General features: G+C 35.2%; 22 protein-coding genes. 6 read left to right on the top strand and 16 right to left on the bottom strand.

The genetic code is table 11. The annotated features are described in order from the left end of the window. Positions 1-82 precede the first annotated feature (82 nt). Together BKH41_RS07385 and glyS are read right to left on the bottom strand one after the other, a co-directional pair. Entirely contained in the window at positions 83-1,342 is a 1,260-nt protein-coding gene (locus BKH41_RS07385) for an Opr family porin (RefSeq protein WP_095298535.1), read from the bottom strand. A gap of 11 nt (positions 1,343-1,353) precedes the next feature. Then, complete coding sequence (gene glyS / locus BKH41_RS07380) at positions 1,354-3,405, bottom strand: glycine--tRNA ligase subunit beta (RefSeq protein WP_095298533.1); 2,052 nt, start codon at positions 3,403-3,405, stop codon at positions 1,354-1,356. A 187-nt stretch (positions 3,406-3,592) separates the two neighbouring features. On the opposite strand from glyS, the gene BKH41_RS07375 reads away from it, so the two are divergent. Both BKH41_RS07375 and gpmI read left to right on the top strand, forming a co-directional pair. Continuing rightward, the gene (locus BKH41_RS07375; RefSeq protein ID WP_095298575.1) at positions 3,593-4,285 is read left to right on the top strand and encodes a hypothetical protein; all 693 of its coding nucleotides are present in this window, start codon (positions 3,593-3,595) and stop codon (positions 4,283-4,285) included. 46 nt (positions 4,286-4,331) lie between these two features. After that, complete coding sequence (gene gpmI / locus BKH41_RS07370) at positions 4,332-5,810, top strand: 2,3-bisphosphoglycerate-independent phosphoglycerate mutase (RefSeq protein WP_095298530.1); 1,479 nt, start codon at positions 4,332-4,334, stop codon at positions 5,808-5,810. A 6-nt stretch (positions 5,811-5,816) separates the two neighbouring features. Here gpmI and BKH41_RS07365 read toward each other — a convergent pair whose 3' ends face one another. The 14 genes from BKH41_RS07365 to BKH41_RS07300 are packed head-to-tail and all read right to left on the bottom strand — an operon-like array spanning position 5,817 to position 18,360. After that, a complete protein-coding gene (locus BKH41_RS07365; RefSeq protein WP_095298528.1) occupies positions 5,817-6,569 on the bottom strand; it encodes a 7-carboxy-7-deazaguanine synthase QueE in 753 nt (250 codons plus the stop codon). Further along, on the bottom strand, positions 6,569-7,186 hold the full coding sequence (locus BKH41_RS07360) for a 6-carboxytetrahydropterin synthase (protein ID WP_095298526.1): 618 nt from the start codon (positions 7,184-7,186) through the stop codon (positions 6,569-6,571). The genes BKH41_RS07365 and BKH41_RS07360 overlap by 1 nt, the downstream gene beginning before the upstream one ends. 20 nt (positions 7,187-7,206) lie before the next feature. Continuing rightward, positions 7,207-7,848, bottom strand: a complete 642-nt coding sequence (locus tag BKH41_RS07355; RefSeq protein WP_095298524.1) for a hypothetical protein — start codon at positions 7,846-7,848, stop codon at positions 7,207-7,209. 46 nt (positions 7,849-7,894) lie between these two features. Beyond that, positions 7,895-8,686 carry a 5'/3'-nucleotidase SurE gene (gene surE / locus BKH41_RS07350; RefSeq protein WP_095298522.1) on the bottom strand — a complete coding sequence of 264 codons (792 nt, stop codon included), beginning with the start codon at positions 8,684-8,686 and terminating at the stop codon, positions 7,895-7,897. Next, positions 8,683-9,546: a polyprenyl synthetase family protein gene (locus tag BKH41_RS07345; protein WP_095298520.1), complete on the bottom strand. Its 864-nt coding sequence runs from the start codon at positions 9,544-9,546 to the stop codon at positions 8,683-8,685. Before BKH41_RS07345 ends, surE begins: the two co-directional genes overlap by 4 nt. A gap of 7 nt (positions 9,547-9,553) precedes the next feature. Beyond that, positions 9,554-10,600: a PDZ domain-containing protein gene (locus BKH41_RS07340; RefSeq protein ID WP_095298518.1), complete on the bottom strand. Its 1,047-nt coding sequence runs from the start codon at positions 10,598-10,600 to the stop codon at positions 9,554-9,556. Beyond that, positions 10,600-10,902 (bottom strand): YbaB/EbfC family nucleoid-associated protein, encoded by a 303-nt coding sequence (locus BKH41_RS07335; RefSeq protein ID WP_095298516.1) that lies wholly within the window; start codon positions 10,900-10,902, stop codon positions 10,600-10,602. Before BKH41_RS07335 ends, BKH41_RS07340 begins: the two co-directional genes overlap by 1 nt. Position 10,903: 1 nt before the next feature. After that, positions 10,904-11,269, bottom strand: coding sequence for an aspartate 1-decarboxylase (panD, locus tag BKH41_RS07330; RefSeq protein ID WP_095298511.1), 366 nt, complete (start codon positions 11,267-11,269; stop codon positions 10,904-10,906). 17 nt (positions 11,270-11,286) lie between these two features. After that, on the bottom strand, positions 11,287-12,549 hold the full coding sequence (locus tag BKH41_RS07325) for an EAL domain-containing protein (RefSeq protein WP_095298509.1): 1,263 nt from the start codon (positions 12,547-12,549) through the stop codon (positions 11,287-11,289). Positions 12,550-12,556: 7 nt separating this feature from the next. After that, positions 12,557-14,194, bottom strand: a complete 1,638-nt coding sequence (locus BKH41_RS07320; RefSeq protein WP_095298507.1) for a hypothetical protein — start codon at positions 14,192-14,194, stop codon at positions 12,557-12,559. Beyond that, a complete protein-coding gene (locus BKH41_RS07315) occupies positions 14,194-14,730 on the bottom strand; it encodes a HyaD/HybD family hydrogenase maturation endopeptidase (RefSeq protein WP_095298505.1) in 537 nt (178 codons plus the stop codon). Before BKH41_RS07315 ends, BKH41_RS07320 begins: the two co-directional genes overlap by 1 nt. Before the next feature lie 3 nt (positions 14,731-14,733). Beyond that, positions 14,734-15,432 carry a Ni/Fe-hydrogenase, b-type cytochrome subunit gene (gene cybH, locus BKH41_RS07310; RefSeq protein ID WP_095298503.1) on the bottom strand — a complete coding sequence of 233 codons (699 nt, stop codon included), beginning with the start codon at positions 15,430-15,432 and terminating at the stop codon, positions 14,734-14,736. A gap of 9 nt (positions 15,433-15,441) precedes the next feature. Next, positions 15,442-17,178 (bottom strand): nickel-dependent hydrogenase large subunit, encoded by a 1,737-nt coding sequence (locus BKH41_RS07305; RefSeq protein WP_095298501.1) that lies wholly within the window; start codon positions 17,176-17,178, stop codon positions 15,442-15,444. A gap of 12 nt (positions 17,179-17,190) precedes the next feature. Beyond that, positions 17,191-18,360 (bottom strand): hydrogenase small subunit, encoded by a 1,170-nt coding sequence (locus BKH41_RS07300; protein ID WP_095298499.1) that lies wholly within the window; start codon positions 18,358-18,360, stop codon positions 17,191-17,193. A gap of 272 nt (positions 18,361-18,632) precedes the next feature. Here BKH41_RS07300 and BKH41_RS07295 point away from each other — a divergent pair, with 272 nt between their 5' ends. Genes BKH41_RS07295 through murF form a run of 4 tightly spaced genes read left to right on the top strand, consistent with a single transcriptional unit; the run spans position 18,633 to position 22,184 of the window. After that, positions 18,633-19,691, top strand: a complete 1,059-nt coding sequence (locus BKH41_RS07295) for a D-alanine--D-alanine ligase (RefSeq protein WP_095298497.1) — start codon at positions 18,633-18,635, stop codon at positions 19,689-19,691. Continuing rightward, entirely contained in the window at positions 19,691-20,419 is a 729-nt protein-coding gene (locus BKH41_RS07290; RefSeq protein ID WP_095298495.1) for an alpha/beta hydrolase, read from the top strand. Before BKH41_RS07295 ends, BKH41_RS07290 begins: the two co-directional genes overlap by 1 nt. Further along, positions 20,403-20,675, top strand: a complete 273-nt coding sequence (locus BKH41_RS07285; protein ID WP_219350025.1) for an acylphosphatase — start codon at positions 20,403-20,405, stop codon at positions 20,673-20,675. The genes BKH41_RS07290 and BKH41_RS07285 overlap by 17 nt, the downstream gene beginning before the upstream one ends. 15 nt (positions 20,676-20,690) lie before the next feature. Beyond that, positions 20,691-22,184, top strand: a complete 1,494-nt coding sequence (gene murF, locus BKH41_RS07280) for a UDP-N-acetylmuramoyl-tripeptide--D-alanyl-D-alanine ligase (RefSeq protein ID WP_095298493.1) — start codon at positions 20,691-20,693, stop codon at positions 22,182-22,184. Positions 22,185-22,189: the final 5 nt, after the last annotated feature.

The following is a 22,189-nucleotide window of genomic DNA, read 5'->3' as shown; positions in this document are numbered from 1 at the left end:
AAACCATTCATCGCTACTCCGAACTAAAATTTAGACAAGAATTAAACAATATTTTCATTATGTTTGTGTCAAGAGTATGTGGTTAGAATTTAAATCCCAACCATACTTTAGCAATATTGTTTTTATACCCATTGGCATCATCAATATTGATATAACCCAAAGAAATATCCATCTGTTTGAGTACAATACCACAAAGTGCATTGAACTGACCTTGAGAGGACTTATCTTCTACATTTCCATAATAGCTTATTCCATATTTCAACCCTAAAAAATACCTGCCTTTATAATCATATCTGATGGTTGCATAGCCTGTTTTTGCCCCTTCGCCATAAACGACAGTATTGTATTCTAGGGGATTATCATCGGCATAAATGGGAAGATTATTTGTAGCATTTCTCTTGTCATTTTGCAAATAGCCTAGCGCAAAATGAAGACCTTTATACTTGAAAGCCTGCTCAACCTGCCATAAATAACCCGCTACACTTCCCATACTTTCAGGAACATAACACGCCAATCCTGCCAATTCATTTAAAGATGGATTGTTACAATATTGGGTTGATTGTTTGGAAGCATTGACAAAAACGTAATGCAAACGCGTTTTAAACTCCCATTCTCCATAAGCTAAATTCCAATCAGTTCTTATACCCACCATATACAAAAGAGTATCAAAATAATTATAATACAGATTTAAATCAAGTAAGTGATGGTGATACTTAACATCTAAGAAATAGTTATTTTTAATTTGATAACCCTCGTAATGATTATACCAATAATTGATATAGCCAAAGCTGATATTTTCTTGGGCATTTGCATAGGCTTGGGCATCAAACCACCCTGCTTGGATTGTCCAATCTTCAAATCTGTCAATCACTGCACTCACGCCCTCCACATAATCTCCGATCCATTCAAGACTAAGGGGAAATCTTCCCATATTCAAACTCCCCCAATCGTTTTTGTAGCGCGCATAAAGCGTGTGAAACAAAAATCCCGTGCTGGTATATCTGAAATCCTTCGCTTCATCGTTATTAATCCTAAAGCCGATACCAACGATATCATTTACAATATCTGAATAAATATCTTTATTTTTGACTTTATGTAAAAGCCCTGTCGCACTCACGCCCACCCCAAATTCAAATCCGAAAAATTCCTTGCTTTTGATTTCAAATGTTCCAAAAAGATTGGTATAACCGCCTCTAAGATCACTTTGATCATACCTGCCAAAACCTCCTGAACTGAAAAATCCAATCTGTGCATCAAAAGTCCCAAATTCGCTTTGAGTTTGCGCACTTGCAAAAAAGAAAACAACTTGAGAAAGCAAGATAGCTTTGCGGCAAAAACTCATTATATGCCCGCTTAAAACGCAATTTCTTTGACATCGCCTACTTGTAAGAATTTTTGATAAATACTAAAAATCAAGTTTTTGCGATTTTCTTTGATTGAATCGTCGCTGTCATTTACCAATACGTTTTGAAAAAATGCATCAAGGGGTTTTTTGAGTGAAAATAAGGCTTGAATTTTCTCATCAATACTCCCAAAACTCCTCTTTTCAATCGCCTCATAGGCCTCATAAAGATGGAGTTCTTCAGGCTGTTTTAAAAGACTTTGATTGATTTTTTGAGCGTTTTTCATTTCTTTGGTAATATTTGCAACCCGCTTAAAGGTGCTGATAAAGGCTTCTTTGTTTGCATTTTCAAAGAATCTGTTTAAGGCAGAGGCTTTAAGGATTATGGCACAAACTTCACGTTCGCCACTACTTAAAACGCTTCTATAAATTGAGGGGTTTAGTGCCATAATTCCTTCGAAACGCTCGATAAAAAAATCTTCAATCAAAGAGATGTCTAAAGGTTGATAACCCACGCAATCAAAAAGATTTTTAATGTCTTTATGCAAATCAAAGGGGATTTTATATTCTAAGACAATTTTTAACACGCCTGTAGCTGCTCGCCTGAGTGCAAAAGGATCTTTTGAACCTGTGGGGATTTTTCCGATACTAAAAAGCGAAAAAATACTATCAAGCTTGCTTGAAATCGCTACGATTGATGAAAACATTTCAGATGGTAGCATAGAATTCTCACCTATAGGCAGATACTGCTCTTTAATGGCAAGGCAAATATTTTGGTTTTCATCTTGAGCTTTGGCGTAATAATAACCCATCAATCCTTGAAGTTCGGGAAATTCATAAACCATCTCACTAAGCAAATCTGCTTTTGAAATATCAAGCGTGCGTGCCATCAGATTTTTAGCCTCTTCTAAAGGGGTGGGTAAAAATTCCTGATATTTTTCAACCAAATAAAGTGCGATTTTTTTCTCGCGTTCTGCCTTGTCTTTGAGAGTGCCTAATCCTTCGACAAAAACGACTTTTTCAAGCCCATCAGGAAGTAGCCCTCTTAAAAGATCGTTTTGATAAAAAAACATTGCATCGCTTAATCTTGCTCTTAAAACCTTTTGATTCCCCAGAATGATTTTTGTCACATCTGAAGCCGTAGAATTGCTCACTACGATAAAACCATTGTGAAGTTTTCCATCTTTTTTGATTGCAAAATAACGTTGATTTTCTTTCATTGAAGTGATGATGACTTCAGGAGGAAGAGTTAAAAAATTTTCATCAAACTGCCCATATAAAGCTCTTGGATACTCTGTGATTGCAACGATTTCTTCTAAAAGCTCTTTATCGATTTCAACTTCAATATTTTGATCTTTTTGAAGATTTTTTAAATCTTGCAAAATTTTTGCCCTGCGATCTTCTTGCGAAAGAATCACACAGCCCTTTTGAAGAGTGTCAAAATAATTTGGAATGCTGCTTACTTCTTGCCATTGGAAACTCTTATCAGAATGGATTTTTGTCGCTTTTTTGGCGTTAAAACCATAGGCTTCCATTTTTATATCTTGATTGCCAAAAAGAATGCAGATATTTCTGATCGGACGGATAAAGCTTTTCTTGATGCGACCCCATCGCATTGATTTTCCAAAATTTAAGCTTTCTAAAAAATCGGTGATGATTTCAGGAAGAAGGCTCGCTACTTGGATGCCTTGAATTTGTTTTGAAAAATATAAGACTTCTTTGCCATCTTTATGGGTGGTTTTTAAATCTTGTATAGACACTTGGCACTTTTTGCAAAAACTCTCACCTGCTTTGCTCAAACCTTTTTTTATATCTCCATCGACATAGGCTATTCCAATGGGAGGACCAAAAAACTCTTCTTCCCTCTGTGGAGTCATCACAGAAAAAGAAGGGCAAAATATTGTAATGCGTCTGGGTGTATAAAATACTTGAGTTTTGCTTGATAAGTCGTACTTTTCTAAGACTTTCTCCCATTTTTGTGCAATATTGGGAAATTCCTTCAAAAACGGCAGAGCAGGTAATTCTTCAAGCAGAATTTCTACCAACAAATCCTCTGTATTCAAAATCACTCCTTTGAGGCTGAACTATATTTCTATGTCTAAAGACCAATGCAAGTCTATGTATTGGCTTCAATTTTTATGGTGGTATATTTTAAAATTCTTATTCATTATCTTTTTGTATTATATATCTTTAGAACTTAATAAAAGGTTTTATCTTAAATATTCAATCATAATCCCAAATAAAGGCTTATTGATCAAAAAGATTTTAATACTTTTGGTGTTTCTTATTCCTGCGTATGCTGAGCTTCCTCTTTATAAAATAGAGGGCAAATGCGTTGATCCTAAAAATTTTAACGAAAGACAAAAGCAAGTCATTTTATACGCCTATAACTATGGTGCGCCAAAAGGATTGGGTTATACAATGGCAGCTATTGCCTGGAAGGAATCGTGTGCGGGCGAATATATGGTAAATTTCTCCGATCCAAGCGCAGGAATCTATCACGCTCATATACCTGGAGTCATCAAAAAATACGGAAAATATAAGGATACAAGTTTTATTAGGAATTTAGTCGGGGAGCTTTTGATGCGTGATAGCGAGTTTGCTTCAAAAGTCGCTCTAGATACTTTGCTTTATTGGCAAAAAAGACGCGATGGGAATTATAAGGATATGGTGAAATCCTATAATAAAGGGTTTAGCTGGGAAAAAAACAAACGCATTGATAAGATAGCTGAAGCTTACTATCAAGACATCAGAATGAATGTTCTTAAACTCCGTAATTTTATCCCCAAATACACCAAAACACACAACAATACCTTAAAAATAGAACTTGAAAATAAAAATCAAAATATCAAAAATACCATCAAAGAGCTTCAAAATACAAAAACTAAGCCCTCCTCAAACCAAACTAAACAAGAAAAATTCTTCATTATGCCCGAACCTTAAAAAATTTTGAGTTAAAATAAAAAAACCGAAATTACAAGGAAAAACAATGGCACAAAAAACTCTTCTGGTTATTACTGATGGTATCGGGCATAACCCCAAAACCCAATACAACGCTTTTTATCAGGCAAAAAAGCCCACTTATGAGTGGATGTTTAAAAATATTCCTCATTCTTTGATTAAAACCTATGGAATGAGCGTGGGTCTTCCTGAGGGACAAATGGGAAATTCTGAAGTAGGGCATATGTGCATTGGATCTGGCAGGATTCTTTATCAGGATTTGGTCAAAATTTCTTTAGCTATTCAAAACCATCAAATTGAAGAAAATCCCGCTTTTCAATCTGTAACCAATCATTCAAAAATCATTCATTTATGCGGTCTAATCAGCGATGGGGGTGTGCATTCGCATTTAGATCATTTTCTTGCTATCGCCAAGCTGCTCCAAAAAGCGGGTAAAAAAGTTTGGCTTCATCTCATTACTGATGGTAGAGACGTTCTTCCTAAAAGTGCAAAAACTTATATTGAAAAAATTTGTGCGATCTGTTCTGAAGATATAAAAATAGCAACAATTTGTGGGCGATTTTATGCAATGGATAGAGATAAACGTTGGGATCGTGTGAAAATTGCTTATGAGAGCATTGTGACAGCAAAAAATCCAAGCCCGCTTTGTGCGATGGAATACATAACAAATATGTATTCTCAAAATATTACTGATGAATTCATTTTGCCTGCAAGCTTCAAAGATTATGCGGGTATGAATGATGGAGAAGGATTTATTTTTACAAATTTTAGGAGTGATCGTGCTAGAGAAATTATTGAGGCTATTGGGAATACGAATTTTGAGGGCTTTGAAAGGAATAAAAAAGTTCGCCTCAATATCGCAACAATGACTTGCTATGATGAAAAATTTTCCTATCCAGTATTCTTTCCTAAGGAAAAAATCCGAAATACATTGGCTGAAATCGTCTCAAATGCTAACCTTACCCAAGCTCACGTTGCTGAAACTGAAAAATATGCTCACGTTACTTTCTTTTTAAATGGGGGGATTGAAGAACCTTTTACCAATGAAAGCAGAGTACTTATCCCAAGCCCAAAAGTCAGCACTTATGATCTATGCCCGCAAATGAGTGCTGCAGAGGTTTCTCAAGCTGTTCAGAAATTTATGCAGATGGGTACTGATTTGATTGTGGTTAATTTCGCAAACGGAGATATGGTAGGGCATACAGGAAACTTAGAAGCTGCTATCAATGCAGTCGAAGCTCTTGATACTGAGCTTGGAAACATTATTAAATGTGCCGAAGAACTTAATTACGCATTTGTAATTACAAGCGATCACGGAAATTGTGAAGAAATGAAAGATGATGCAGGCAATATGCTTACCAATCACACTATTGGCGATGTTTATTGCTTTGTGATGGGAGAAGGGGTGGAGAAAATCAAAGATGGCGGTTTGAATAACATTGCTCCCACAGTACTAAAATTGATGGGATTATCTAAGCCTGAAGAAATGGATGAGGCGCTGTTTTAGCCCCTCTCAAAATCCTCTTTTATCCCCCCATATTCGAATATGAAGCCTGTCGGAAAAACAAAAGCCCTCTTGGAGGCAAATTGGATAAATCTCTTTGATATTTTCATTCAATTCCTTTTCTGTCGTTCCTTGTGGCATTAAAAAAATTTTATTTCCCTTGAGTGAAAGTTTAGAGAGTAGATCCTTGATTTCTTCGATAACTTTTTTGTTTCGACACATTTGGGCATTGCAGACAAATTTAAAAACCACACTATAAGCATTGTCAATAATTTCTTGGATCACGTAAGGTTTTATCCTTTTTTCAAGAGGTTCACCAGAATTGCTTAACTTAACACTCAAAGTAAAATAAAGGTGTTTTAAAACCTCATCAAACTTAAATTTTACACTTGCGTTACTTTCTACACAAACCCGATGTTCTCTTTGCAAAAAATATTTTATGGTTTGGGATAAAATGGGATTTTTAAAATGCAAGCTTGGCTCCCCTCCTGTCAAGATCACATCAAATTTTGTTTGAGAAAATGACTTTATTTTTTCTATGAGATCAGTGCTGTTTTCATAAAATTGCCATTCTTTTGAAAAAGCCGAATTTGCTGCATAAATGCTATCACAACCCAAAAACTCTCTATCTTTGAACCGACTTTTAATCCCAAATCCCCTGCACGTAAGATTGCACCCTCCAAGCCTTACAAATACGCTAGGAGTGCCGATAAACTCACCCTCTCCTTGCAGGCTGTAAAAAATCTCAGAAATGGGTAACATTAAATTTTAATCTGATGTAAAGGGAGGGGGTTTTTAAAAGGTTTTTGCAAAGAATGGCAATCATAAGCTTTCAGCTTTTCAAGCATATCAGAATCTCTCCATTCAAGGCGTATCTGTTCTGAAAATTCTACCGAATCTAAAGAGATGTGCTTCATAAAATTTGGATTGTTTAAGTCCTCTCTAAAGGCTTCTGCATAGCCGTGATCGGTTTCGTGGATACGCACAGAAGTCACTTTTATTGCTCCTTCAGAATTTCCAAATTCAGTCGCACCTAAAATCTTATCAATATAAAACAGCAATATCAAAGCATAGTTTTCAGCGCTTGGATTGAGTGAAAGTCTGATATATCTTGCGGAATTTTTGAGGATAAAATCTATAAAATCAGGTTCTTCTTTATCCCAAAAATGATGGGCGTGATCAAACCCATCAATAAAATCAGCGATTTGATTTTTAAAAATTCCAAAATCAAGAATCATACCAGCACTATCTAAAGAATCTGCACCCACAAAAATCTCAACTTTGTAATTATGCCCGTGAATGCTTGTAGAACATCTCTTAGAAGTGCAATTACGCACAATATGAGAAGCACAAAAACCAAAAGAACGCCGAATTACCATACAGACTCCTCTGTCATCACTTAACGGCAAGGCCAATAATAAGGAAGGTCAGAATAATATTGATAGCGTTCAGGACGAGAAAAATCAATCCTTGTAATCGTGTGGCTGATTAAATCTCTGAATAAAAGATTATAGCCGCACGTTTTTCCATTGACGCTCCCATCAATATATAAGACACGCTTTTTTAAATTCAAATCATACCAATCCAAAACAAAATGATAGCTTGAGAGATAATTAAAGCTTTCTGAATAGCCACTCAAAGCAAACGTTTTATTTGTCTTCGCACCACAATAAAACTGATCTCCATACCAATAACAAGCTTGCGATACGCCATCATCAATCATAGAATAGCTATAATTTATATTCGGATAAGACCGAATGCTTCGAAATAACTTTATAAAAATAGCGTTTTTAGCATCCTTTAATGGCAAATCTGACTGCTTATAAACACCGACAAAACCTTGTCTTTGTAGCTCATAGACAATCAAATCAACATAATAGGCAGAAAGAAGATCATTTTTATCATAAACAACAGCAATCGGGGCATTAGCATTAAAAATATAATTTTTTTCAATTACTGAATAATACCCCATATTTAGCTTGTTGGTACAGCCAAAAAATAGCCCGATCAACGAAATAAAAACCAATATCTTCAATTTCATCAAGATTCTCCAAAATATAATCTATAAAAGAATATCGGCAGAATAATCATTTTAACCATATTTCCAAAGAATCCATATCTTCATAGCTCGTCATATCTAAAGTAATTGGGGTAATCGAAACATACCCTTGATGCACGGCACTAAAGTCTGAAATTCTGTTTTCGGGAGTTTTTCTTTCATCCCACGCAAGCGGGTGCAAGCCCAACCAATAATACTCCTGCCCTCTAGGGTTACGATTGAGATGGGCTTCATTTCCATAAAGCCTATAACCTTTTTGGGCAATCTTATAGCCCTTAAACTCAGAGACATTGATTTGAGGAACATTGATGTTTAAAAATTTTCTCTTTCCTAAGGGAAAACTAGCATCAAAAATCTTTTTGACAATTTCATAAATCACTTTTTTAGCCAAAGCAAAATCAAATGTATCAACCAAATTTTTATCTCTCATCACCTGTGAAATTGCTATCGATGGGATATCTTGAATCACTCCCTCCATCGCTCCTGCAGCAGTTCCTGAATACGTGATATCTTCTCCCATATTTGAACCCAAATTAATCCCTGAAATCACTAAATCAGGGCGAAGTGCTTCTTTATAGATCGTGTTGAGTGCAAGATAAATACAATCAGCAGGCGTTCCATCATCAAGCTTGAAAAAATTATCATCAATCTTGACAAATCTCAAAGGTTTTGTCAGTGTAAGCCCGTGCCCGCAAGCAGATTTTTCACTTGAAGGAGCCACAATAAAGACTTGGGCTATCTCACTCAAAGCGTCCCTTAACGCCAAAAGACCTTTGGAGTCATAACCATCATCATTGGTCAGAAGTATTTTTCTTTTCATAGATAATCCTTCAGTAAATCGTTAAGATTTTCTTTTAAACGCTTATCAAATCCGTTTAAATTCTCTAAAATCTCATTTTGAAGGTCTTTGATGCTTCCATTTGCACCCTCAAGTCCCAATAAATTCACATAGCTGTTTTTACCCTTATCGTGCTGGGTTGTCTTCCCTGCTTGCACTTCAGATTGGGTTACATCGATAATATCATCGCGTATTTGAAAATAAAGCCCTAATTTCAGCCCGAAATCACTCAAAATGTCTTCCAAATCTTTAGAAACATTAGAAATCATAGCGCCCATTTTTAAGCTCGATGCGATCACTTTAGCAGTTTTGTTTAAATGAATTTCTTGAAGCTTTTGAATTTCAAGGGTTTGGTTCTCAAAAAAACAATCCATTGCCTGCCCTATTACCATACCTCCAATCCCACCCTTATCAGAAAGTTCTCTAATGAGTCTGATTTTTACTCCATCATCAAGACGTGCTTGGCTCAAAAGATAAAAAGAATAAGTATTTAAAGCATCTCCAACCAATATAGCCGTCACTTCATCATAGCTCTGATGTAATGTAGGATGCCCTCTTCGCAAAGAAGCATTATCCATAGCAGGCAAGTCATCGTGGATCAAAGAATAAGTATGCAAGCACTCTAAAGCCAAAGCGGGCAAAAAAGCATTTTTACTCAAAGCTGGATTGAGCGCACAGACAACTGAAAGCAAAAGCTTGGGGCGAAATCTTTTACCCCCATTTTCTATCATTTCCCAAAATGAATGCTCAAAATAAGGATGAAAACCTTTTATTTCAGGCTTAAAAGCAATAAGAAATTTATCAAATGCAGTGCAAGTTTCCCGATAAAAATTCACATCCATATTTTCCTCACAATTTTAAATAAAATTCTAATCCGTTGCGCATAATCAAGACTTCTATATTTTTTTTCAAGCCTGCCTTGCTTAAAGCACTCCTTAAAGAGTCATCTGCTTTTGCAAAAGAATCATCGCTTTCTTTTAATACGGGTTTTTTATCGATCCAAATAATTTTGTCACCGACCCTAAAAGAATCAAGTTTTTTTGAAGGATTTTCATCAATGCGTGTGATCGTAAGATTTTGATCAAGCCAAATTCCAAATCTTTCCAAAAAAGTATCCGAAAGTAAAAATCCTCCGTAACGCTTATCTGTCAAAACTTTTATTTTCTTTTTTTGATTGTTTCTGATTAAAAGGATTTCGGCAGGTTTTTTGTAGGGCAGATTGCTTACAACCCATTCAAAGTCTGCATAAGAATTTAAAGCTTTGCCATTAACAGATAAAATTACATCTCCAGGCAAAAAAGGATTGTGTTCAAAAAAAGGATCGACTTGGCGTACGATAACATATTTGTCTCTTTGTACAACTCTGACGCCTATATCCCCATAATAAGGCGATTTTTGGTTTAAAAATCTATCTAAATAGGTTTTATCAATAAAATATTTTCCCCCTACTCCAATCCCATAAATCTGATAACAAATATTCCCTACAACTCCATTTCTAAGAACAGGAACAGAAAATTGGGCGTAATGGGTAAAGCCACTTTGGGCTTTTATGATCCTGCCCTTAGAAGAAACCTTAGAAGCAATGCTTGAAAGCTCTTTTTTCTTGGCATAATCATCAATTTTTGAAATATGGTAAGCATATTTTGGAGGACGAGTCTCAATCAGATACAATCCCACAAAAGGATCGGCTTTTAAAATCTTAACCCCTATTGGAGGGCTTGGAGAAAAAAGCAAGGACACATTTCCTTTGGAAGTCTTGATAGAAACTGCGTGCTGTCCTCCTTGAGAAATCGTGGCCTCATCATAATATTTGACACAATAAGAAAAGTCATAACCAAAAACTCCTGATACAATCCAAAAAATTAATAAACTCTTTAGGATAGGAGGGTTGGGCATTATTTCGTTCCAAACGGAAGCCCGCCAAGCATTTGAAACGCCATAGACTTTTTATTTTCTTCGACGCTTTTATAAGCATCATTGATCGCACTGATTAAAAGGATTTGCAAAGACTCCTTATCTTGAAGCAAACCATCATCAATAACAATATCGACAAGTTCGCCTGCACCATTGATACTCACACTTACAAGCCCACCCCCGCTTTTAGCAGTGATAATCGTTTCTTTTGCCTTTTCTTCCAGATTAGAAAATTCTTTTTGCATATTTCCAAAAAGATTCCCAAACTGTTCAGGATCAAACATTTCACACCTCTTTTTTTATCGATAATATCTTATTGCTTCCATCTACCATCACAATAGTAGGAGCATAGTCTTGCAGTTCGGATTTTTCATACCCAGCATACGCAACAATGATGACAATATCACCTATTTGAGCCTTTCGGGCTGCTGCTCCATTCAAACAAATTTCACCTGAATTTGGAAGACCCAAAATAACATAAGTGCTAAAACGTTCGCCATTATTAATATTAAGCACTTCAACTTTCATACCCTCAATCAGCCCTGCACTCTTGGCAAGTTCAGAATCAATGGTAATTGAGCCTACGTAATTTAAATTGGCATCTGTTACTTTAGCGCGATGTATCTTGCTATAAAGCATTTCAAATCTCATCAAATCGTTCCCGTATTTTATTGAGATTTTAACATATTTTGCTCCAAATTTATCGGTTTGCCGGTAAAATAACCTTGAACATAATCAACTTCTAAAGATTTGACTTTTTTATAAATTTCTCTCGTGCTTACAAATTCAGCTATGGTAGCAATTTTCAAAGCTTTTGCAAAATTTACGATACCAGCTACTATTTGAGCTTTATGGGGATCTTGGTCAATATCAATGATAAAACTGCCATCAATCTTGATAAAATCTATCGGAATATGCATAACGATTTCAAGATTGGAATAACCGCAACCAAAATCATCTATGGCGATTTTAGCACCTGTTTTTCTGATTTTTTTAAAGAAATTAGATAGCTTGGCAAAATCTTTGATTCTTTCGTGTTCAGTGATTTCAATGGTCACTAAATTGCCCAAATTCCTTTTTGATATCTCATCTAGCAACCATTCAGATATTTCTGGATCTTCAATATCTGCTACATTTAAATTAATGGAGATACTAATCCCTTTTTGAACAACAACATTAAAAGCTTTTTGAATCAAACGCTTCACAGCTTGGACATACACAACAGTATGCTTGAGGACTTTAAAAAAATCCTTAGGATAAATCAGCTTATTATCAGAGGTTTGAATCCTTGCAAGGGCTTCATATTTAAAGATTGCCCCAGTTTTCAAATCAACTATGGGTTGAAAATAAGGGATTAAAGCATCATCAACAAAAGCTTGATAGACAAGTTTTGTGATTTTGATTTTTTCTTGGATATTTTTTAAACTTGTTTGGGTTTTATCAAATACAATCAAATGTTTATGGGAATTTTTAGTATCCAAAAGTGCGCAAAATGCTTCTCTTAAAACATCAAACCGATACTTAGAATTCCCACTTGGAGAGTATTTAGAAGAAACGCCAATATAAAGTGAAAGGCAGATCTTAACTTTTTCATTGATCGTGAATTCGTGTTTTACAAATAAATTTTTGAAAACATTAAGGTTTTTTAAAAAAGTTTTTAAAGATACTTTTTCATTGGTCACTAAAGCAAAAACCCCAAAACCCAAAGTATAAAGTTCATAATTTTTGGGGAAAAAATCCAATGCTTTGAGACAAAAATTTTTTGCCATCTTTGAAATAGCTTTGATACCATAAACAATGCCGATTCCATTGAAATTATCAATCTCAATAACAGCAAGATTGGCTACATTTCGACTATATATTTTTTTAATAAAAATATTGATATTGTTCTCTTGATTTTGAACAAAATCTAAATTATTTCTAACATCCACTATGACCCTAACTATAGTCTATGTAGCCCTCTTTTGGAAGGATAAGATCTATATTTTTTGGAAGATAATGCAATATTTTATCCAAAAAAATCTTTTCGCCCAGCATATCCCCGCACAGTAAAACATTTTTTATATTAAAATTCACGCTCACATCTCGAACAAAATTTCCTAAAAATTCCGCTATAGAATCAATGAAACCATAACTCAAAGTAGCTTCATCAAGTCCAGCTATTCGGAAACTCATTGATGAACGGATCACTTTGGGATAATCAAGCTTTAAAATCTCATCTTCTTTAATGAGTTTAAAATCAATTCTAGGTCCTTTATCGCGAACAAATTTTTTCGCATTATTTAAGATACTTTCATCCCCGAGCTTAAAATCTGAACAATAGCCCAAAACAAAACAAGCACTCGAAAATATATCCATCATATTTGAGCTTTCCAAAGATTGGTGAGACAAAGAAGAAATACGGGTTAAGATATCTTTAAAATGCTCTTCATAGTTTTTTAAAAGTTTTTGCCCGTCTTTGTAATCATTGCGTATCTTTTCAAGAATGAGTTTAGGGTTAGTTTCAAAACAAATTGGCAAGGCGGTTTTATAAGAATCAGCATCTTTAATCCAAAAACAAGTCGGATGTTTCTTGCTCAAAAATACAATCAATTTTTGATGATTTTTGATAGGAGTGCCTTTTTGATGGATTTTTTCATCCTTTAAAGACTCTTCTTTGAAATGTTTTGAAATCAAATCAAAAATGTTTTTAGATTTCTTGGAGATTCCCCTATCTATCAATAATCCATCTCTGCTAATAGTGATCTCACAAGCCTTTGGCAAGTGGTAGTGGTCATAACTTAAATCAAAAGATTTTGAAGAGCTATCCTCAAAAAAAACATACCCCATTTCCAATTCTAAAGCAAATAAACCCAAAAGCGATAAAACAAGATCATATGGAAGTGTGGCGTTAAATTCAAAGGGATTTTGATCTTTGAGCAACAAAGAGGCAAAAACTTCTTTTGGGCAAAGCTTTGTAAGAGGTTTTTCATAACTTGCCAAAAGATGGGATTGAGAAGTTTCTATGCGAGTATAGGTTAAAATGTTTGAAAGATCCCAAAACATTATATTTTGAGACTTTTTTACAAAAGAAAATTGCTTGGTGCCTCTAGAGGTTTTAATTCTTAAAGATTCCCCATTTTTAAGACGCAAAGCCAATCGGGTAAAAATATCAATTAAAGATTTTGTTTCAGTGATATTTTCGCCCATAAACTCAATATTTTTTACCCAACCATTCAAACTACAAAAACTTTCAGAATCCTTATTTAACATCTGCCCCACTTCAAAAGCATCGGGAAAAGAGGGAATTTTTTCGGAATTGGTTTGCCATTTTAAAGAAATATCTTGTGGGGTTTGAAGTGAAACAAAATTAAAATAAAGCGACATTGGCAATCTTGCTCCGATATATTCGGCAAATTCAAGTGCCTTTTGTGGCTGTGTTTCCAAATAAAATGAGTAAGAATTATGATTTGTAAAAATATCAAAACGATGGGCAAATTTTAGATTTTTTTTTGAAGCGTGGTATTCTAAAAAATCGATAAAATGGCTGATAGAGGCTTTGGTTTTAGAGGTAGAGAAAAGAAACTCAAATACCATTAATAACCCCTAAAAGAAAAATCTGCAATTTCTTGCAAATCTCTATCATCAATTTTACGGACACTTACACCCAATTGGGTTAAATATTCAATTGCTAATTTTTCGGCCAAAACAGCTCCTTTTTTGACTTCAGAAGAAAGTTTAAAAGCCGTTTCTTCTCCGATAACTTCTGGCACAATACCGATAATTTTTACAGGTGGGAGATCCCCTAAAAGCTGGGTTAATTTAAGCGTCTGGAGCATTTCAACCTCGTGAGCACTACCTGCCCACGTGATCATTTCAGGGACATTATCAAAATCAAAATAATATACTTCGCCTACGCACGCTTGTGCAACACTCACACAATCAAGAATTAAAACACGCTCATAAGAGGTAATGATTGGGATGAGAACTTGTGCCATCGTCCCACCATCAATTATTTCAACTTGATGTTTCCCTTCAAAAGCATAATTAAGCTTTAAAAGATTGGAAAGATGGACACCTATGCCTTCATCACCAAATAGTATATTTCCAATCCCTAAGACTAAAATTTTCAAATTTTAAACTTTTAGATCTTTTTTATATCTCAAGCCACTAATCATTGCATCAGCACCGCCATTTGGATATCTTAAAGAATTCCAAACAACCATATAAATATGAACGGGAATAAAAATGATAAAAGCCCACGTTACAATATGATGAATCATTCTGATATTTGCAAGTCCCCCGCATAAAACCTCAAACCATTTGAAACAGATTTCAAGAACAGCACCCAATCCATTATGATAAACATTATAGTATAAAACCACACCAGTTAATGAGATGATTAAAACAAGTACAGCCAAAATAAAATAAGTCACAAATTGCAAAGGATTATAAGCCCCTTCAATATGGGGATGTTTTCCTACCAAAAGATAAGCTTTAATCTGATCAATCCAAACACGAGGTGAAAGGCATTGTAAAAATGAAATCCTTTCAGGATGGCTGGTCTTATCAAAAATAAATAGATAAACCCTAAAAATAGATACCCCAATGAGTGCAAAACCCAAAAATAAATGCCAACTTCTTACATAAGCTTGCAAAAAATTTGTCGGTTGCGGGCTGGGTTCGGGCTGTAAAAACGGGAATGCGATATAAAAACCCGTAAAAATAAGCCCAAAAATTGAAAAAGCCCTGATCCAATGGAATATCCTAGTAAGTCCAGAAAACTCTTTATATGCTTGAAACTCTCTTTTGTCTTCACAAGATGAATTTTTCATTTTTTCCTCCTAGATTCTTGCGAATGCAGGATCTACTTTGTATTCGCCGATTTTATTGCCTTTCACATCCATCATATGAACCGAACAAGCTATGCAAGGATCGAAAGAGTGGATTGTTCGGATGATTTCTAAAGGTTTGGTAATATCTGCAACTTTTGTCCCGATAAGACTCATTTCATATGGTCCTTTCTGACCTTTAGCATCTCTTGGTCCAGCATTCCAAGTTGAAGGAACTACGGCCTGATAATTTTCTACAACACCATTTTTTATCCTTACCCAATGGCTAAGCATTCCCCTAGGGACTTGACCGATATATCTTCCCTTGTATTCCTTATCTTTATCGATAACATAAGGAGCACAAGTTTGTTTATCAGATTTTAGATTTTCTATCAAAGAATCTAAGGTTTTTAATCCATTATCAACAATCACTTTGGCTTCAATGCATCTAGCTGCTGTTCTTCCAAGTGTGCTAAAAAGTGCTTCTAGAGGCAAGCCTGTATCTTTTAGGAACTTTGTGGCAACTTCTGTAATATAAGGATTTTTTGATGCAAGACCAACCACGACTGAAGCTAAAGGTCCAACCTCCATAGGCACCCCATTGTATCTTGGAGATTTGATCCAAGAATATTTTCCTTTCAAATCAAGCAGTTTTGTATTGATAGGCTTGCCTTCAGGACCGATACTTTGACCTTCTTTAAAGCCTGTATATTTAGGATTTGTTTGTCCATCATAAGGTTGGAGTTCTATCTCTTTGGTATTTTCGTATTGATACCACGAATGGGTAACTTCTTCTTTGATTAAATTCTCATCAATCGGATGTACTTTGCTTAGATCACCATTTAAAACAACTCCTGTGCTTAAAAGATTCTTATCCTTAGCAAGTAAAATTTCCTCATAAGCAATAAAATTCCTAAGACCACACCCTTTGGTTACAGATTGCTCATCTTTAAAGATGATTCCTGCCATCACAAGATCAGGATAATAAGCTCGATCCACAAAATCTTTGACTTTTTCAAATTTGAACTTCCATTCTGCCAAACGACTTGGATCTAATATATCCATCACAGAAGTAACGCCCCCAACGGTTAAACTTTGTGGATGGGGTTGTTTAGCTCCAAAAATAGCTGTCATTTTTGCTGCTTCTCTTTGAATTTCTAAAAGCTTGAGATAATGGGAGAGGACAATTAAATTTTGTTCAGGTGAAAAATGATAAGTCTTATGCCCCCAATAACCATTGTTAAAAGGTCCCAAAGCGCCTTGTTTTACAAAATCAGTCACTCTTTTTTGTACAGCTTTAAGCTCATCTTCTCCTACAGCTAATGGATAATCAGTATATTTAAAAGCAATTTTAGCAGCTTTTGCTGGATCTGCTTTAAGTGCAGAAGTAATATCACACCAATCAAGTCCGTGAAGAGTATAAAAATGCACGACGTGATCGTGTAAAAATAAAGCAATATTCATCAAACTTCTAACAAGAAGTGCATTCAATGGCGGTGTGATTCCCAAAGCATTTTCAACAGCTGTAATACCGGCTTTGTAGTGAGAATAAGTACAAACCCCGCAAATCCTCTGGGCAATAAAGCCAGCATCTCTAGGATCACGATTTTTAATAATTGTCTCAAGTCCCCTAAAAAGAGTGGAAGAAGAAAATGCATCTTGAATCACATTATTTTCATCAACAATCACTTCAATCCTTAAATGCCCCTCTATTCTTGTGATCGGATCTACTACAATTCGTTTTGTCATTTTATTTCTCCCTTATTGTTCGTCTTTATTTTTTACGAGGCTTGAAACTACCGCGTGAGCGGCAATACCGACTGCAGTTGCTGCTAAAATCACAGTTCCAATTGTATTGGCAGTTTTATCTGCTCCGATACCATCATAGGCGGTATGAAACATTTTATTACCAATGGGTTCTTCAAAAGGACTCATTGTATCCCAAAAATTTGGCTCTGAACAACCTATGCAACCGTGACCTGCCTGTATAGGCCAACTTGTATGGGAGTTAAAGCGAAGCTTGGAGCAGTTATTGAATGTATAAGGTCCTTTGCAACCCATTTTATAAAGACAATACCCATTCTGTGCGTTTTGATCTCCAAATTGTTGCACAAATTCACCAGCATCAAAATGCCCTCTTCTTTCGCACAAGTCGTGAATCCTATGCCCATATGCCCAAGTGGGTCGATTGTAAGCATCGAGTGCTGGCAAAGTTCCAAACATAATAAAATACATCACATTTCCGACAATATTTTTTTCACTCGGAGGACAACCAGGAACGTTGATAATGGGCTTATTGATGATTTTACTTAAAGGCTTCGCATTGGAAGGATTAGGATATGCCGCCTGTACGCCTCCAAAACTTGAGCAAGTACCAATGGCAAATATCGCAGCAGCACCCTCTGCAGCGTGCCTACATTTTTCTGCTCCTGTATCTCCTTCTGCACCGATGGTTAAAAAATATTCTGTGCCTTGAGGAATCCCCCCTTCAACCATCAAAATATAATTGCCCTTATGTTTATTGATAGCATTTTCCAAATTCTGCTCAGCTTGATAACCCGCTGCAGCCATAATTGTTTCGTGATATTCAAGATTGATATAATCAAAAATAATACTATCAATACTTGGGTCTTCAGTCCGCAATAAACTTTCGCTACAACCGGTACATTCTGCCATATGCAACCAAATTACAGGAAGCCTATTGGCAATTTCAGCTGCCTTGGCAGTCAAGGGAGCAAAACTTGCTGGAAGAGCTAATGTAGCCGTCATTGCCGATGCCCATTTCATAAAATCTCTTCTATCTATGCCTTTTTTATGAAATTCTTCATCTAAATTTTTATTGGGATTGTGTGCATCTAATTTAGAAAGTCTCTCTAATCGAGTTGAAATTTGTTTAAACAGCTGGTTGTCGCCTTTGTCTGATTTTTGCATATTACGTTCCTCGTGTTATTTTTGGTTGTTCTGTATCAAAGCTTTAAAATCTGAATTCCGCAAGAGATACTTTATATCTTTTTTCCTAACAAAACAAGATAAATGAGAAATATATTTCATATTTTCAAAATGAAGATAAAAAGTAAATGTTTGATAAGGTAGCAAGCAATATCTGAACAAACCAAGTGCTGTTATAAATTAAGTAATTTTTAGATAAACTCAAACCGCCAAAAAAGCCTTTGAAAAAAGATCAAGCCAATTAGGAGATAAAATTGAAATTCAGTATTCTGTTTGGAGGCGTCAGCTGGGAGCACGAAATCAGCATCGTGAGTGCTATATCACTCAAAAAAGTCTTGGAGGATAAAATCGAACATTTTATTTTCGCTGATGCCTCTCATCGTTTCTACCTGATACCTGCACACAATATGAAATCAAACTTTTTTTCCTCACAGGAATATAAGAAGTGCGCACAAATTGAAATGAAATTAGGTGGTTTTTACATCCATTCACTTTTTGGAAGCAAACCCGTTCCAACAGAAGTGCTCATCAACCTGATTCACGGCGCAGATGGAGAAGATGGGACAATAGCTTCTCTTTTAGAATTTTACAAAATACCTTTCATCGGTCCAAGAATTGAAGCGTGTGTCTTAAGCTTCAATAAATACCTTACAAAACTATACGCCAAAGAAAGAGATGTAAAAACACTTCCTTTCAAAGTATTACGAAAACACACTCCTAGAGATATCGGGAATGATTTCCCAATGATTATTAAACCCAACAGGCTTGGAAGCTCGATTGGTGTTTCAGTCATTGATTCTCCCGATGAAATCGATTATGCTATTGATAGTGCTTTTGAATTTGATAAAGAAGCCTTGATAGAACCTTTTATTAAGGGTGTAAAAGAATATAATCTTGCAGGATGTAAAATCGCAGAAGGCAATAATGCTGATAATGAATATGTTTTTTCTATTATTGAAGAACCAAGCAAAAAAGATTTGTTGGATTTTGAAAACAAATACCTTGATTTTGCGCGAACTGAACAAGTTCTTAAAGCCGACATTCCCAAAGATCTCGAAGAAAGAATCAAAGAAGCTTTTAAAAAAATCTATTGCGACAAATTTGAAGGCGCACTCATTCGATGTGATTTTTTTGTCATTGAGAATGAAATCTATCTCAACGAAATCAATCCGATTCCTGGCAGTATGGCCAACTATCTCTTTGATGATTTTGTAAATACGCTTGAAAATCTCGGTATGCACCTACCTACAAAAGAACCCATTAAAATTTCTTACAAATACATTGAAAAAATTCAAAGAGTCAAAGGTAAATAATGGCAAAAAGATCCATTATTTATCAAAACAACACATTTGAAATTGCCTATACTTTTTATAATCGCCAAGCAAAAAAAAATATCATTTTTTTACACGGCTGGGGAAGCAATAAAGAATTGATGGAGTCTGCTTTTAAAGATGTTTTCACAGAATTTAATCATTGCTATATTGATCTTCCTGGATTTGGAAACTCGCCAAATTCCATCATTATCTCTACTGATGAATATGCACACATCATTGATTCATTTCTACGCTCACTCAGCATAAAGGCAGATTTAATAGTCGGGCATAGTTTCGGAGGAAAGCTGGCTTTATTGTGTCAAAATGATGAAATCATACTTCTAAGCTCATCTGGAATACTTGTGCCTAAACCCCTTAAGGTTAAGATAAAAATCATACTCGCAAAAATATTTAAAATTTTAAAACTCAAAACCAAAATTTTCAGAAGTGCTGATGCAAATAACCTCAATGAAGCAATGTATGCAATCTTTAAAAACGTCGTTCAAGAAGATTTTGAACCTATTTATGCAAACTGCACAAAAAAGGCCACTATCTTTTGGGGCAAAGAAGACAAGGCGACCCCTTTAGCAACAGGATATAAAATTTCAAAACTAATTGCAAAAAATCGTTTTTTTATTCTTGATGGGGATCATTATTTCTTTCTTAAACAAGGTAAAATAATAGATGAAAAATACCATTCAAGGAATCTTGATGATCAAAACGCTTAAAATTAAAGTAACAGGAAAAGTGCAAGGAGTTGGCTATCGAAAATTTTCCAAAGCCAAAGCCGATGCATTAAAGATAACAGGATGGAGCAAAAACCTTTCTGATGGAAGCGTAGAAATCTATGCTCAAGGAGATGGGGTGCATCTTGAAAATTTTTTATCTTTACTAAAAACAGGTCCCATCAAAGCTCAGGTTGAAGATGTAAAATTCGAAACCATAGCAGATCAAAATTTCAGTCATTTTGAAATTCTAGAATGATGTGAGGAGGGTTTAATGGATTGGCTAAACATCATTGATAGCGTTTCAAGATGGATTTTTATTTTATGCATCAGCTATTATTTAATCACAAATTTACAATGGTATAACTATAGCCTTTACCGGGTTATCACCAAACACCATAAACGAAGATGGCATTTCATCCATTTTGTCCTGCCTATTTGTGTCTTTCTGATCGCAGGACTATATGAAAAAAATGTTATTTTTTACTTTTACTTATATTTTATAGAGATCCCACTTTTGACTCTATGGGCTCTTAAATTAGATAAAAAACTTATTTTCACCAAGCGTGTCATAAGATTTTTCGCCATTTGTTTCGCATTTGTAGCTTTCAATGAATTGCTCACTTTAATTTCAAAAAATTTCGATCAAAACTTGCGTTTCCTCTATCTATTGCCTTTAGTATTTGGTTATATATTCTCAAAACTTTATGAAAGCTTATTGCTCAATCGTTACACTAAAATCGCAAAAGACAAGCTTGCTATGATGACATCAATAACATCTTTAAAAATCATTGCAATCACAGGAAGCTTTGGAAAAACTAGCATTAAAAACTTCTTGTATCAAATCCTTCAAAACAAATTCAATGTTTATGCCTCTCCAAGAAGTGTCAATACCTTAAAAGGTCTTATAGAAGACGTCAATAAAAACCTAGATTTTGGCACAGAAATCTACATTGCAGAAGCTGGAGCAAGACAAAAAGGCGATATCAAAGAAATTGCTTTCTTTTTGCAACACCATTATGCAGTTATAGGAGAAATCGGCAAGCAACACATTGAATATTTCAAAACATTTGAAAATATCCTTGAGACTAAACTTGAACTTCTAGAATCCAAGCGACTCAAAAAAGCTTTGATATATGATAAAAACCCTATTCCAAAGCCGATTATGGATGAAAAAAAATCCCTGATTCAAACTTATCCTAACAAGATTAAAAATATTTCAGCCACGTTAGATGGTACTTCTTTTGAAATGGAGTTAGATGGGTCTTGGCACAAGTTTGAAACAAAGGTTTTAGGAGAATTCAACGTGGTCAATATCAGTGCTGCCATACTCATTGCCCATATTTTTAAAATCCCTATTCAAGATATCCAAAAATCTGTTTCTAGACTGCAATCTGTCCCCCATCGTCTCAATCTTTTAAGCGTCAATCAAAAAACCATTATTGATGATAGCTTCAACGGGAATTTTAAAGGTATGCTTGAGGGCATTAGGCTCGCAAGCCTTTATCCAAAGCGAAAAATTATTGTCACTCCCGGACTTGTAGAAAGCGATGAAATTTCTAACATTGAATTGGCCAAAGCGATTGATGCTGTATTTGATATTGCCATCATTACAGGCGAACTGAATTCAAAAATCCTATCTAATCACATTCAGAAACCTCAAAAAATCATTCTCAAAGATAAGACCCAATTAGAGAATATATTAAAGGCAAGCACACATCAAGAAGACTTGATTCTTTTTGCAAACGACGCTCCAAGCTACATTTAGGAGGC

Origin of the sequence: Helicobacter sp. 12S02232-10, from assembly GCF_002272895.1 — a bacterium.
Classification (GTDB): domain Bacteria; phylum Campylobacterota; class Campylobacteria; order Campylobacterales; family Helicobacteraceae; genus Helicobacter_J.
This window is presented reverse-complemented; position numbering and strand designations above follow the sequence as displayed.